The sequence below is a fragment of the Modestobacter sp. SYSU DS0875 genome (assembly GCF_054050915.1).
The window spans coordinates 1-12,370 of sequence record NZ_JBJHAH010000044.1; the positions used below are offsets into that span (position 1 = coordinate 1).

16 protein-coding genes are annotated in these 12,370 nt (G+C 76.0%); 14 read left to right on the top strand and 2 right to left on the bottom strand.

Annotated features, from left to right (window positions below; all coding sequences use genetic code 11):
- Positions 1-141 precede the first annotated feature (141 nt).
- The gene (locus ACI79Y_RS18730) at positions 142-1,353 is read right to left on the bottom strand and encodes an MFS transporter (protein WP_457159942.1); all 1,212 of its coding nucleotides are present in this window, start codon (positions 1,351-1,353) and stop codon (positions 142-144) included.
- 108 nt (positions 1,354-1,461) lie between these two features.
- Here ACI79Y_RS18730 and ACI79Y_RS18735 point away from each other — a divergent pair, with 108 nt between their 5' ends.
- The 9 genes from ACI79Y_RS18735 to ACI79Y_RS18775 all read left to right on the top strand — a co-directional run bounded on the left by ACI79Y_RS18735 (position 1,462) and on the right by ACI79Y_RS18775 (position 8,498).
- A complete protein-coding gene (locus ACI79Y_RS18735; protein ID WP_457159943.1) occupies positions 1,462-1,992 on the top strand; it encodes a CGNR zinc finger domain-containing protein in 531 nt (176 codons plus the stop codon).
- Positions 1,993-2,003: 11 nt separating this feature from the next.
- Positions 2,004-3,434 carry a phosphatase PAP2 family protein gene (locus ACI79Y_RS18740; protein ID WP_457159944.1) on the top strand — a complete coding sequence of 477 codons (1,431 nt, stop codon included), beginning with the start codon at positions 2,004-2,006 and terminating at the stop codon, positions 3,432-3,434.
- 156 nt (positions 3,435-3,590) lie between these two features.
- Complete coding sequence (locus tag ACI79Y_RS18745) at positions 3,591-3,860, top strand: acyl carrier protein (protein WP_457159945.1); 270 nt, start codon at positions 3,591-3,593, stop codon at positions 3,858-3,860.
- Positions 3,857-5,107, top strand: a complete 1,251-nt coding sequence (locus tag ACI79Y_RS18750; protein ID WP_457159946.1) for an AMP-binding protein — start codon at positions 3,857-3,859, stop codon at positions 5,105-5,107. The genes ACI79Y_RS18745 and ACI79Y_RS18750 overlap by 4 nt, the downstream gene beginning before the upstream one ends.
- Positions 5,104-5,829 (top strand): SDR family NAD(P)-dependent oxidoreductase, encoded by a 726-nt coding sequence (locus ACI79Y_RS18755; RefSeq protein WP_457159947.1) that lies wholly within the window; start codon positions 5,104-5,106, stop codon positions 5,827-5,829. The genes ACI79Y_RS18750 and ACI79Y_RS18755 overlap by 4 nt, the downstream gene beginning before the upstream one ends.
- 28 nt (positions 5,830-5,857) lie before the next feature.
- The gene (locus ACI79Y_RS18760; protein ID WP_457159948.1) at positions 5,858-6,415 is read left to right on the top strand and encodes a serine O-acetyltransferase; all 558 of its coding nucleotides are present in this window, start codon (positions 5,858-5,860) and stop codon (positions 6,413-6,415) included.
- A 139-nt stretch (positions 6,416-6,554) separates the two neighbouring features.
- Positions 6,555-6,764, top strand: coding sequence for a hypothetical protein (locus ACI79Y_RS18765; protein WP_457159949.1), 210 nt, complete (start codon positions 6,555-6,557; stop codon positions 6,762-6,764).
- 139 nt (positions 6,765-6,903) lie between these two features.
- Positions 6,904-7,452, top strand: coding sequence for a DoxX family protein (locus ACI79Y_RS18770; RefSeq protein ID WP_457159950.1), 549 nt, complete (start codon positions 6,904-6,906; stop codon positions 7,450-7,452).
- Complete coding sequence (locus tag ACI79Y_RS18775; RefSeq protein WP_457159967.1) at positions 7,449-8,498, top strand: PHP domain-containing protein; 1,050 nt, start codon at positions 7,449-7,451, stop codon at positions 8,496-8,498. The genes ACI79Y_RS18770 and ACI79Y_RS18775 overlap by 4 nt, the downstream gene beginning before the upstream one ends.
- On the opposite strand, the gene ACI79Y_RS18780 is transcribed toward ACI79Y_RS18775, so the two are convergent.
- Positions 8,475-9,323 carry an ATP-grasp fold amidoligase family protein gene (locus ACI79Y_RS18780; protein WP_457159951.1) on the bottom strand — a complete coding sequence of 283 codons (849 nt, stop codon included), beginning with the start codon at positions 9,321-9,323 and terminating at the stop codon, positions 8,475-8,477. The genes ACI79Y_RS18775 and ACI79Y_RS18780 overlap by 24 nt on opposite strands.
- 71 nt (positions 9,324-9,394) lie before the next feature.
- Here ACI79Y_RS18780 and ACI79Y_RS18785 point away from each other — a divergent pair, with 71 nt between their 5' ends.
- From ACI79Y_RS18785 to cysC, 5 genes are all read left to right on the top strand, one after another.
- On the top strand, positions 9,395-10,546 hold the full coding sequence (locus tag ACI79Y_RS18785) for a hypothetical protein (protein ID WP_457159952.1): 1,152 nt from the start codon (positions 9,395-9,397) through the stop codon (positions 10,544-10,546).
- A 92-nt stretch (positions 10,547-10,638) separates the two neighbouring features.
- Positions 10,639-10,788, top strand: coding sequence for a hypothetical protein (locus ACI79Y_RS18790; protein ID WP_457159953.1), 150 nt, complete (start codon positions 10,639-10,641; stop codon positions 10,786-10,788).
- 86 nt (positions 10,789-10,874) lie between these two features.
- The gene (locus ACI79Y_RS18795) at positions 10,875-11,015 is read left to right on the top strand and encodes a hypothetical protein (RefSeq protein WP_457159954.1); all 141 of its coding nucleotides are present in this window, start codon (positions 10,875-10,877) and stop codon (positions 11,013-11,015) included.
- A gap of 111 nt (positions 11,016-11,126) precedes the next feature.
- Positions 11,127-11,276: a hypothetical protein gene (locus ACI79Y_RS18800; protein ID WP_457159955.1), complete on the top strand. Its 150-nt coding sequence runs from the start codon at positions 11,127-11,129 to the stop codon at positions 11,274-11,276.
- Between the two features lie 54 nt (positions 11,277-11,330).
- Entirely contained in the window at positions 11,331-12,359 is a 1,029-nt protein-coding gene (gene cysC / locus ACI79Y_RS18805; protein ID WP_457159956.1) for an adenylyl-sulfate kinase, read from the top strand.
- Positions 12,360-12,370 lie beyond the last annotated feature (11 nt).

The following is a 12,370-nucleotide window of genomic DNA, read 5'->3' on the forward strand; positions in this document are numbered from 1 at the left end:
CACCCCCCCGCCCCCCCGCCCCCCCCCCCCCCCCCCCCCCCCCCCCCCCCCCCCCCCCCCCCCCCCCCCCCCCCCCCCCCCCCCCCCCCCCCCCCCCCCCCCCCCCCCCCCCCCCCCCCACGACTGTCCAGCAGGTGCCCCTCAGGCGGGGACGACGTCCCGCCGCGGTGCCGCGGGGACCGACGGACGACGCCCCGGCAGCAGCGTGACCGCCACCGCCACCCCCGCCGCCGCGGTGGCGAGGACCAGCGCGCCGGGCACCCCGGCCGAGGTCTCGATCAGCGCGCCGCCGGCGGCCGCCCCGATCGCCGAGGCGCCGAAGGAGACGGTGGAGAGCCAGGTGAAGGCCTCGGTGGTCGCCGACGCCGGGGCGATCGCCCCGACCAGCGAGCTCTGCACGGTCAACGTGGGGGCGATCGCCGTCCCGCCCAGGAAGAGCAGCACGCCGAGCAGCCACGGGCTGGACACCGCGGCCAGCGGAGCCAGGCCGAGGGTGATGCCGAGCATCCCCCAGCGGTACTGGCGGGGCAGCGAGACGCTCAGCACCCGGGCGCCGAACCAGAGGCCGCCCAGCGACGACCCGAGCGCCCACACCGCGAGCAGCACCCCGGACATCCCCGGACTGCCGGCGGCCGAGGCGAACGCCGGAACCGCGACCTCGAGGGCGCCGATGCCGACCATCAGCGCCGTGCCGCTGAGCAGCACCCGCGGCATGCCCGGGGTGGTGACGGTGGCGAACAGCCGGCGCGGGCCGTCGGCGGCGACCGGCCGCCAGGCGCGCATCGCCCGGCTGGTCGCGATGCCCAACGCCCCGGCCACCCCGAGCACGCCGGCCACGGCGAGGGCGCTCGACGGGCGCGCGAGGAAGGTGAGCGCGGCGACGAGCGTCGGGCCGGCGACGAACACCAGCTCGGTCGAGGTGGCGTCCAGCGCGTAGGCGGTCGGGCGCACGCGCGGGTCGACCCGCGACCACAGCGCACGCACCGTGCCCGACACCAGGGGCGTGCTGGCGCCGATCCCGGCGGCGGCCAGCAGCATCGCCCACGCCGGGGCCCCGCCGAGCACCACGAGGGCCCCCGCCGCGAGCAGCACGGGGTGGACGACGGCCTGGACGAGCAGCACCCGCCGCGGACTGCGGCGGTCGGCCAGCCGGCCGAGCACCGGGGCCATCACGGCCGTCGCGATCCCGAACATCGCCGACACCCCACCGGCGATCGCGTAGGAGCCGGTCTGCCGCTGCACCATGAGCAGCAGCGCGAGGGGGATCATGGACGACGGCAGCCGGCCGGCGAACCCGGCCAGCAAGAGCACCGGGGCGGACGGGAGCCGCCACACGGCGAGGTACGAACGCATGGCTCTGCTCACTTCGGGGTCGTGCGAGGCAGGGAATCCGTAGGGGTCGAACAGACGTTGACCGCCTACAGATTCCGGAGGTTACGGACCGACGGGGTAGGGAGTCAAATGAACTACGACACCTACGGGTCAACGGCTGTCGAACTGGCCATCGACCTGGCCAACGCAGCGGTCGAGGACCCGGCCGGTGTGCAGGCGTTCCTGACCGCCCACGACGAGTGGTTCACCGACGGCACCGCGCTCGACCTCACCCCCGACGAGGCCGGGGAGGTGGCCCGCACGTCCACCCTGGTGCGCGAGGTGGCGCTGGCCGACGGCGAGCAGGCGGTCAAGCAGCGGCTCAACGCCCTGCTCACCCTCGCCTCGCCGCGGCCCTACGCCACCGACCACGACGGCGAGCTGCACCTGCACTACGCCCGGCCCGACGCCGGCGCGGTCGAGCAGCTGACCACCACCGTCGCGATGGGCCTGTCCCAGGTCGTGGTGCAGCACGGCTGGCGCCGGCTGGGGGTGTGCTCGGCCGAGGGGTGCGCCGACGTCTACGTCGACACCTCGCGCAACGCCAGCCGCCGGTACTGCTCCAACACCTGCGCCAGCCGCTCCACCGTCGCCGCCTACCGGGCCCGCCAGCGCACCTAGCGTCTGCACCCGTGCCCTCACCCCTGACCTGGGACGCCGCCCTGCACGCCCGGATCGGCCGGTTGCCCGCCACGCCGGCCGACCGGTGGCTGCGCCGGCTGTCCACCACCGCCGACCGTGGCGCGCTGTGGCTCGGCCTCGCCGTCCTGCTCGGTCTGCGCCCCGGGCGGCTCCGGCGGGCCGCCGTCCGGGGCGTGGGCGCACAGCTGGTCTCCAGCGCCCTGGTGAACCTGGTCCTCAAGCGGCTGTTCGGCCGGGTGCGGCCCGACCTGGCCGGCGTCGCCACCTCGCGCGCCCTCCGGCGGGCGCCGCACACGCTCTCCTTCCCCAGCGGGCACGCCGCCTCGGCGGCGGCGTTCACCACCGGCGTGGCACTGGAGCGCCCCGCGCTCGGCGCACTGCTCGCCCCGGTGGCGCTGGGCGTCGGGTACTCGCGGGTGCACGTCGGCGTGCACTACCCGGGGGACGTCGCCGCCGGGTTCGCCGTCGGCTCGACGCTGGCACTGGCCGGGCGGCACTGGTGGCCGGTGCGGCCCACCGAGCCCGCCCGGGTCCGGCCGGCGGCCGACGCCCCGGCGCTGCCCGACGGCGCCGGCCTGGTGATCGCGGTCAACCCCCGGTCGGGCCGGGACGGCCACCGCCCGGCCGAGGACGTCGCGCAGCTGCTGCCGGCGGCGGAGGTGCTCGAGCTGACCGGGGACGCGGGGGTCACCGAGCTGCTCGGCGCGGCCGCCCGGTCCGGGCGGGCCCGGGCACTGGGGGTGGCCGGCGGCGACGGCAGCGTGGCCGCGGCCGCCGCGGTCGCCCTGGAGCACGGACTGCCGCTGGCGGTGGTGCCGGCCGGCACGCTCAACCACTTCGCCCGCGACCTGGGCGTGGCCACCGCACCGGAGGCGGCCGAGGCGGTGGAGCGCGGCGCGGCGGTCGAGGTCGACGTCGCCGAGGTCAACGGCGTGCCGTTCCTCAACACCGCGAGCATCGGCAGCTACCCGGAGCTGGTCCGCCGGCGCGACCGGCTGGCCGGCCGGCTGGGCCGCTGGCTGGCACTGACGGTCGCCGCGGCCCAGGTGCTGCGGCACGGCAACCCGGTGGAGCTGGAGCTCGGCGGACGGCGCGTGTCGGCCTGGATCCTGTTCGTCGGCAACGGCGCCTACGTGCCGCGCGGACTCTCCCCCGCCTGGCGACCACGCCTGGAGGACGGGCTGCTGGACGTGCAGTACCTGCGCGCCGACCTCCGCTTCGGCCGCACCCGGGCGGTGCTGGCCACCCTGCTGGGGATCGGCGAGCACAGCCGCTCCTACGCGGAGTGCCAGGTGCCCGAGCTGCGGGTGCGGTCGCTGTCCGGCCCGCAGCAGGTCGCCTACGACGGCGAGCGGGGTGAGCGGGCCACCGAGTTCGTCTTCAGCAAGCGCGCGCGGCTCACCGTCTACTGCGCCCGCTGACCACTGTCCGGGGTCGCCGATGGGTGGCAGCGCGCAACCCTCATCCAACTTGAGGTTCTCGGTAAGGTCGCTCAGGGTGAGCAGGCGCCCGAGGGGTACCCCCCTCCTGCGGCACGGCGCCGCCTGCACGTCCACCTCGTGAGCAAGGAGGCACTCGTGACCGACCCAGCGAGCCTGCGGCAGACCGTCATCTCCGAGATCACCGACCTCCTCCAGGAGGAGGAGAAGGAGGTCCCGACCTTCACCGACGACCTCGTCCTGCTGGAGAGCGGCCTGGACAGCCTGGGCTTCGCCGTCCTGGTCACCCGGCTGGAGGAGAACCTCGGCTACGACCCGTTCACCGAGATGGACGAGCCGGTCTACCCCAGCACCCTCGGTGACTTCGTGGCGATCTACGCCGAGCACGCCCCCCAGCACGCACAGTGAGCAGTCCGACGGCGATCGCCGTGGAGGACCTCCAGGGCACCGTGCCGGACGCGCTGCTCACCGCCGACGGCTTCGGCCTGCGCCGGCGGGTTCCGGCCGGCGCCGTCGTGGTGCTCCGCGCCCGCCGGGCGCGCACCGTCGCGGCCGCGCTGCGCGCCCTGGAGGGCTGGGCCGCGCGGGTCGACCTGGTCGGCGCGCTGGAACCGGACGACGTCCCGGCCGACGCGGTCCACCTCGACGACACCGCCTGCGACACCCCGGCCCCCGACCCCACCGGCCCGGCGGACAGCGCCGCACCGGCGGTCACCCGCTGGCGGCTGTTCACCTCCGGCACCACGGGCACCCCCAAGCCGGTCGAGCACACGATGGCGTCCCTCACCCGGACCGTCCGCCGGCCCGACCCCGAGACGCCCCGCCGTGCCCGTCGCTGGGGGCTGCTCTACGAGCCCACCCGGATGGCCGGGCTGCAGGTCGTGCTCCAGTCGCTCGCCGGCGGCGACCACCTGCTGGACGCCACCGCGCACGCCACCCTGCCCGAGCGTCTCCGCTGGCTGGCCGAGCACTCCGTCGAGGCCCTCTCGGCCACCCCCACGGTGTGGCGCCAGGTGCTGCAGAGCCCCGACCGCGCGACGTTGCCGCTCACCCAGATCACCCTGGGCGGCGAGATCGCCGACCAGCGTGTCCTCGACGCGCTGGCGCGCACCTACCCGGCCGCCCGCATCACGCACATCTTCGCCTCGACCGAGACCGGTGCCGCCTTCGCGGTCAACGACGGCCGCGAGGGCTTCCCGGCCGACTACCTGACCGCCCCGCCCAAGGGCGTGCGGCTCGACGTCCGGGACGGCGTGCTCCACGTGCACGCCCCCGACGTCTCCGGCGCCGGCCCCGACGGGTTCGTCAGCACCGGCGACCTCGTCGAGGTGACCGAGGGCCGGGTCCGCTTCCTCGGCCGGGCCTCGGGCCTGGTGAACGTCGGCGGGGTGATGGTCTCCCCGGAGACGGTCGAGGCGGTGCTGCGGGGCCACCCCGACGTGACCGACGCCGTCGTCCGGTCCCGGCCCAACCCCTTCAGCGGCACGATCCTGGTGGCCGACGTCGTCCCCGGGCCGTCGGCCGACCCCAAGGCGCTGCCCGCCCTCCTGCGCGCCGAGGTGGCCGGCCGGCTCTCCTCCGCGCACGTGCCCGCGTCCATCAAGGTGGTGGCCGAGATGGTCACCACCCCCACCGGGAAGGCCGGACGTCGATGACCACCCCCGCACGACCGGACCTCGTCCTGGTCACCGGCACCAGCAGCGGGCTGGGCGCCGCCACCGCCCGGCGGCTGGTCGCCGACGGCTACCGCGTGGTGGGGCTCTCCCGCCGGGACGTCGACCCGGCCACCATCGGTGAGGGCTACGCGCACCACCGCGCCGACCTGGCCGACCTCGACGCCATCCCGGCGCTGGCCAAGGAGCTCGTCGATGCGCACGGGCGCCCGTACGGCCTGGTGAACAACGCCGCCAGCGGGCTGGACGGCCTGCTGCCGACGATGCACAACAGCCAGATCCGCTCGGTCGTCGAGCTCGACCTGCTCGCCCCCGTCCTGCTCACCAAGTACCTCTGCCGCCCGATGCTCGCCGCCCGCCGCGGCCGCATCGTGAACATCTCCTCCATCGTGGCGCGCACCGGCTTCCGCGGGCTGTCGGTCTACGCCGCCGCCAAGGCCGGCCTCGAGGGGTTCACCCGGTCCCTCGCGCGCGACCTCGGGGCGCGCGGCGTGACGGTGAACGCGGTCGCCCCCGGCTTCCTCGACACCGCCATGACCGAGGTGCTGGAGTCGGGGAACCTGGACCGGATCAAGCGACGCAGCCCGCTGGGACGGTTCGCGACGCCCGAGGAGGTGGCCGCCGCGGTGGCCCACCTGCTCGGCCCCGACTCCGCCGGGATCACCGGCAGCACGATCACCGTCGACGCCGGCTCCAGCGCGTGACCATCCGACGCCCAGAAGGGGATCGACCGTGACCGAACCGCGCACGCCGTCCGTCCGCGAGCTGATCCGCGAGGACTGGGAGACCCACAACCGCCGGAGCACTGCGCCCGGCCTGCACGCCCTGGCCGTGCACCGGCTGCAGATCGCTGTCGCGGACCGCCCGGGCCTGGTCGGCAAGGTCCTCCGCACCGGGCTGCATGCGATCAACGTCCTGCTGATCCGCAACGTCTACGGCATCGAGCTCTTCCCGACGACGGTCGTCGGCAGGCGTCTGCTGCTCCCGCACCATGCGGGCCTCGTCCTGGGCGAGCACGCGACGATCGGCGACGACTGCGTGATCCGCCAGCACGTGACCCTCGGGCAGCAGGGCGGGTCCACCTTCGACCAGCCGACCCTCGGCCACCGGGTGGACGTCGGACCGGGCGCCACGATCGCCGGGGCCATCACCATCGGCGACGGCGCCACCATCGGTGCCCACGCCCTGGTGCTCAAGAACGTGCCCGCCGGGGCCACCGCCATGGTGTCGCCGGCCAAGGTGCTGCCCGCTGCGCGTCCCGCCCCGGAGCGGGACACCGCCGCCGGCTGACCGCACGGCCCGGCGCCCACTTCCGCCACCAGGACGACCTGCCGAGTCGACAAGTCGCCAACGGGCACCTGCGGCATTGGCAACCTGTGCCCGCATTGCGCGCGGCGAGCGGGCAGGGTCCTCCACTACAAACAGACACATGATCCTCGCGGTGATCGGCGTGACCTGGCTGACGGTGGCTGTCCTGGTGGGCTGCGTGCTCGGACGCACCATCACGGTCGCCAACGGACGCGACCTGGACCGGGACGGCGCGCTGCCGCTGGACCGGCCGCTGTACGTCACCGACATCCTCGCCGCGGAGCGGCCCGGCACCACGGCCGCGGAGCGCCCGAGCACCACGGCCAGCTGAGCAGCTCCGGGTTCGCCCAGCGGAGCGCCGCGCACCTCACTACGGTCCGAGGTAGAGGTCGGCGCCCTGGCCGGCGTGGTTGTCCGCGCCCCGGCCAGGGCACTGCACCTGCCACGTCACCGATGGGAAGAGGTCGCAGATGTTGGTCCGCCGGATAGCCCGCCCACTGCTCGCGTCGTCGTTCATCTACGGGGGGATCGACACCCTCCGGAACCCGTCCAGCCGGGTGCCTGGGGCCACCCCGGTCGTCGAGCAGCTCACCGAGGTCGCCGACAAGCAGCTCCCGATCGAGGTCCCCCGGGACGTCGAGCAGTGGGTGAAGATCAACGCCGGAGTGCACGTGGGCGCCGGCAGCCTCTTCGCCCTCGGCCGCCTGCCGCGGGTCTCCGCCCTGACCCTGGCCGGCTCGACCGTGTTCACCACCCTCGCCGGCCACCGCTTCTGGGAGCACGAGGACCCGGAGGAGCGCTTCGGGCAGCTGTCGAACTTCCTGAAGAACACCGGCCTGCTCGGCGGGCTGCTGCTCGCCGCCGTCGACACCGAGGGGAAGCCGTCGGTGGGCTGGCTCGCCCGCCGCAGCGCGGAGAAGGCGGTGCACGGCGCCGAGGCCAGCTACGAGCGGGCCTCGAAGCGGGCCGCCAAGGCGCAGAAGCGCGCGGCCAGGCAGGCGAAGAAGGTCAAGCGCTGACCGACCAGGTCACCCCCGCGGGCGCGCTCCGGAGGATCGCCTTCCTCCTGGAGCGCGCCCGCGAGCCGTCCTACCGCGTGCAGGCGTTCCGCACCGCGGCGACCGTCGTCGCCGGCCTGGACGACGCCGAGCTCGACCGGCGCGTGCGCACCCGCACGCTCACCGACCTCAAGGGCGTCGGGGAGAAGACCGCCGCCGTCGTCGCCGAGGCGCACCGCGGTGAGGTACCGGCCTACCTGCAGCGGCTCGAGGAGGCCCACGCCGATCTGGCGCCGCTGGCCGACGACGCCGCCGCGCTGCGGGCCGCGCTGAAGGGCGACCTGCACGCGCACTCGGACTGGTCCGACGGCGGCAGCCCGATCCGGGAGATGGCCGAGACGGCGATCGCGCTGGGCCACGAGTACCTGGCGCTGACCGACCACTCCCCCCGGCTGACCGTCGCCAACGGGCTCAGCCCCCAGCGGCTGGAGCAGCAGCTGGACGTGGTGGCGGCGCTGAACGAGGAGCTGGCGCCCTTCCGCGTCCTCACCGGGATCGAGTGCGACATCCTCGCCGACGGGTCGCTCGACCAGACCGACGAGCTGCTGGGGCGGCTGGACGTCGTCGTCGCCAGCGTGCACTCCGAGCTGCGGGCGCCGCGGGAGCAGATGACCGAGCGGATGCTCGCGGCGGTGGCGAACCCGCACACCGACGTGCTGGGCCACTGCACCGGCCGGCTGGTGATCGGCCGCAGGCAGCGCAACGGCACCCAGCGGCCGCGCCCGGAGAGCGACTTCGACGCCGAGGCGGTGTTCCGGGCCTGCGCCGAGGCCGGGACGGCGGTGGAGATCAACTCCCGGCCCGAGCGGCTCGACCCGCCCCGCCGGCTGCTGTCCCTCGCCGTCGAGCTGGGGTGCGAGTTCGCCATCGACACCGACGCGCACGCCCCCGGTCAGCTCGACTGGCAGGACAACGGCTGCACCCGCGCGGTCGAGTGCGGCGTGACCGCCGACCGGGTGGTCAACACCCGATCCGCCGCCGAGCTACTGGCGCGCCCGCACCGCTGACCGGCCCGGCAGCTGCCACCACTCCCCCAGCACCTGGTCCAGCGCCGGGTCGAAGCGGTCCAGGCCGCCGCCGGGGTAGGGCGTGAGCTCGCCGAACCACACCTCGCCGTCGACGTCGTAGAGGTCGACCCGGACGAAGTCGAAGGCCGCGCCCAGCGCCTCGGCGACCTTCGTCAGCTCGTCCAGGGACGCCGGCGGGGCGGTGACCGGGCCGGGTGCGACGTCCTCGGCGACGTCGACCGGCGTCCAGTCCGGGGTGTAGAGCCGCCGCCGGTGGTCGCCGAAGCGGCCGGTGTCGACCTGCACCAGCCGCACTCGCCCGCCGAACACCAGCAGCTTCACGTCGGCCGGCGGCTCCCCGGCGCCGAGGAACTCCTCGACCAGCAACAGCCGCCGGGCCTGGGAGTAGACCCACTCGCCGCGGGTCCGGTACAGCGGCTCGTCCAGCCAGCCGGCGGTGACCCGGCGCAGCTGGTCGACGTCGGGCCGCCCACCGCCCAGGTGCACACGCATGGTGCCGTGGTTGGGCTTGAGCACCCAGCGGCCGGGCAGGTCGGCCCCGGCCAGGCCGGCGACGTCGGTGCCGGTCCACAGCACCCGCGGGATGCGCAGCGCGGGCAGCACGTCGGCGGCGTACGCCTTCATCGCGAGCTTGTCGCCCAGCTGACCGATCAGCGGGCGCCGGTCGTGCACGACCCGCCAGTTGACCTTCTCGGTGAAGGTCCGCGGCACCCGGGCCGGCCACCGTCCGTGCGCCCGCCGGAACAGCACGCCCCGCTTGGCCGGCAGCGGCAGGCGGTCGACCACGGCCGGGGGGAGGCGCACCGGGACAGTCTGCAGAGCGGCGCGGTGGGGGCTGCTCGTAGGGTCGGCGGCGTGCGGACGACGGGAGACCGGTGCTGAACGACCGTTCCACGCCCGGCACCGTCGGCTTCGTCGCCAAGGACCCGTGGCACCCGGCGATCCGCCGCGAGCAGATGATCGCCGCCGAGCTGGTGCACCGCGGCAGCGCCGTGCGCTTCGTGCAGCCCCCGGCCGACTGGCGGCGGGTCCGCGCCGATGCCGGCGGCTGGGCCCGGCACCTGCTCCGCGGGCACTTCCGGCCGGCGGCGCCCGGCGTCGAGGTGACCGAGCGCTCCACCGTGCTGCCCGGCTCGCGCAGCCGCGGCGCCGAGGCCGGCGACGCCGCGCTGCTGCAGGCCTTCCTGCGCCGCTCGGGCTGGGACCCGGAGCTGACCGTGCTCCAGCTGCCCTGGGACTGGCGGGCGGCGCGCGGCCTGCCGGGCCGGGTGGTGTTCGACTGCACCGACGACTGGGCCCGGCTGCTCCCGCACGCCCGCGGCCTGCCCGACCAGCTGCGCCGGATCGCCGACGAGGCCGACGAGGTGGTCGTGGTCAACCAGGTGCTGGCCGGGCTGTTCCCCGGGCGGACGCCGGTGGTCGTGCCCAACGGCACCGACGAGGCGTTGCTGACCGCGCCGCGCACAGTGGGCCGGGTGCCCCGGTCGGCGGTGTACGTCGGCAGCATCGCCGAGCGGTTCGACGTCGACCTGGTCCGGGCGGTGCTCACCGCGCTGCCGGACTGGACGCTGGACGTGTACGGGCAGCTGGTGTTCTCGCTGCGCGCCCGGCCGGCCCGGGAGCGGTTCCTGGCGCTGACCCGGGAGTTCCCCGGCCGGTTCCGCCACCACGGCCTGCTGCCCCGCGAGCGGCTGGCCGGCGTGCTCGACGCCGCCGCGGTGGCCCTGGTGCCCGACCTCCCCAGCGTGGCGCTGGGCCAGTCGTCGATGAAGAGCTACGACTACTGCGCGCGCGGGGTGCCGGTGGTCGCGACCGCCGGCCACCTCGAGCTCTCCAGCGACGCTCCCCCGCACGTCGCGGTGGTCACGTCCGCGACGGAGCTGGCCGCGGCGATGGTCGCCGCGGCGGAGGAGCCGGCCGACTGGGCGGCGGCCCGGGTGGCGTGGGCGGCCGAGCGCACCTGGGCCCGGCGGACCGACGCCTGGCTGGGCGCCGCCCTGGGCCACCCGGTGGCCAGCCCCGCCTGAGCGCCGGGTGGGACGGAACGTCACGAAGGCGTCACCTCACCCCGCTCGTGTCCGGCCCCGCGCCGTGCCCGCCGGCCCCTAGCGTGCTGGTCATGACGCAGACCACAGCGACCGAGATCGAGACCGTCGACCCGGCGATCGTCCTCGCCGACGCCCTGCAGTCGGACTTCGCCGAGCAGCGCGAGAGCCACCAGCGGCGCACCGGGCGCCAGGCCGAGCAGGTGCTCGCCGCCACCCGCTGACCCCGTCCCCGCAGAAATGGCCATGATGGCGCCCTGAGGGCCCGCCATCATGGCCATTCCGGCGGACGGGGCCGCACACTGGGGGCATGGAGCAGCTGCTGCGGACCGTGCGGTCGTCGCTCCCGGAGCACCTGCACCTCCACCGGTGGCGGCGGCTGGGCGACGACCCGTTCAGCGGGGCCTCGCTCTACCGCTGCCGCTGCGGAGTCGTCCGGCCGGGGATGTAGCCGGTCCGGGTGCCCACGTCCCCCACCCGGGGGACGACCGTGGCGCCGAGTTCGCCGTCCCGACGACGTCCGTTGGCCCGCCCGTCGCCGACCGGGCCCACCCTCCGTGCCGTGCCGACCTCCGTCACCCGCCCGGCCACGCCGGGCTCCCCGTCCCGCCCGCGCGGTCACGTCCACCGTTTCCGGACCCGGATCGACGACCCGTTCAGCGGCTCGGTCCTCTATGCGTGCCGCTGCGGCCTGGAGCGGCCCGCGCTCTGACCCGGCCCCCCGACCCGGCTGTGGCGCCGGGAGCCCGCTTGCCAGACTGCACCCATGGCGCAGACCCGCACCCGGCTGACGCACGTCCAGCTCGCTGCCCTCGCCCGGCACGCCTTCGGACTGACCGCAGCCGCGCCGGACCTCCCCGTGGCCGAGGAGTACGAGGACGCCGAGGGCGTGCTGGTCGCCGCCCGTACCGACGGCGCCCTCACCGTGCGGGAGGTGCCGCGCTGGCGCTCCCCGGAGGCGGTGCGGGCCGACCTGGCCGGTCGCGGCTGGACCGGCGTCGCGACGTGGGTCGGCGCACCACCGGCCGACGCCACCCGGCTGCCGCCGGCCGTGCTGGCGCTGCTTCCGGTCGCCGGCACCGCCCCGGACTCCGCGGCCGTCTCCACCCTGGCCGCCGCCTGGGCGCCGCTGAGCCGGGAACGGGCCGTGCTGGTCGTCCCGGTGCCGGTGACCGCGGCGGCACCGGAGGTGGCGTGGCCGGAGCTGGCCGCCGCCTACGGGGCGCCGGAGGTCGCCGGCACCGGGCACCCGGCGCCGCTGGCCACCGGCGGGCGCGTGGTGCTCTTCACCGGGCTCTCCGGGGCCGGGAAGTCGACGATCGCCGCGCGGCTGGTGGAGCTGCTGCTCGAGGCCGGCCGCACGGTCACCCTGCTGGACGGCGACGAGGTCCGCACGCACCTGTCGGCGGGCCTGGGGTTCTCCAAGGCCGACCGGGACACGAACGTGCGGCGGATCGGCTGGGTGGCCGGGCAGATCGCCAAGCACGGCGGCGTCGCGGTCTGCGCGCCGATCGCGCCGTACGCGGCCACCCGGGCCGACGCCCGGGCACTGGTCGAGGAACAGGCCGGTGCGGGCTCGTTCACCCTGGTGCACGTGGCCACGCCGCTGGCCGAGTGCGAGGCCCGCGACCGCAAGGGCCTGTACGCCCGGGCCCGGCGTGGGGAGATCGCCGAGTTCACCGGCATCAGCGACCCCTACGAGGAGCCGGCCGACGCCGAGGTCACCCTGGACACCCGGGCGCTCAGCGTCGACGAGAGCGCCCGGGCGGTGCTGGCCCACCTCGGGCTCGGCTGATCGGTCCGCGG

What these genes read in the sequence shown, in the direction of transcription:
- ACI79Y_RS18755 (WP_457159947.1), top strand. Translation starts at nt 5,104, where the DNA reads ATGACCACCCCCGCACGACCGGACCTCGTCCTGGTCACCGGCACCAGC.
- cysC (WP_457159956.1), top strand. Translation starts at nt 11,331, where the DNA reads ATGGCGCAGACCCGCACCCGGCTGACGCACGTCCAGCTCGCTGCCCTC.
- ACI79Y_RS18765 (WP_457159949.1), top strand. Translation starts at nt 6,555, where the DNA reads ATGATCCTCGCGGTGATCGGCGTGACCTGGCTGACGGTGGCTGTCCTG.
- ACI79Y_RS18735 (WP_457159943.1), top strand. Translation starts at nt 1,462, where the DNA reads ATGAACTACGACACCTACGGGTCAACGGCTGTCGAACTGGCCATCGAC.
- ACI79Y_RS18770 (WP_457159950.1), top strand. Translation starts at nt 6,904, where the DNA reads ATGTTGGTCCGCCGGATAGCCCGCCCACTGCTCGCGTCGTCGTTCATC.
- ACI79Y_RS18730 (WP_457159942.1), bottom strand. Translation starts at nt 1,353, where the DNA reads ATGCGTTCGTACCTCGCCGTGTGGCGGCTCCCGTCCGCCCCGGTGCTC.
- ACI79Y_RS18795 (WP_457159954.1), top strand. Translation starts at nt 10,875, where the DNA reads ATGGAGCAGCTGCTGCGGACCGTGCGGTCGTCGCTCCCGGAGCACCTG.
- ACI79Y_RS18790 (WP_457159953.1), top strand. Translation starts at nt 10,639, where the DNA reads ATGACGCAGACCACAGCGACCGAGATCGAGACCGTCGACCCGGCGATC.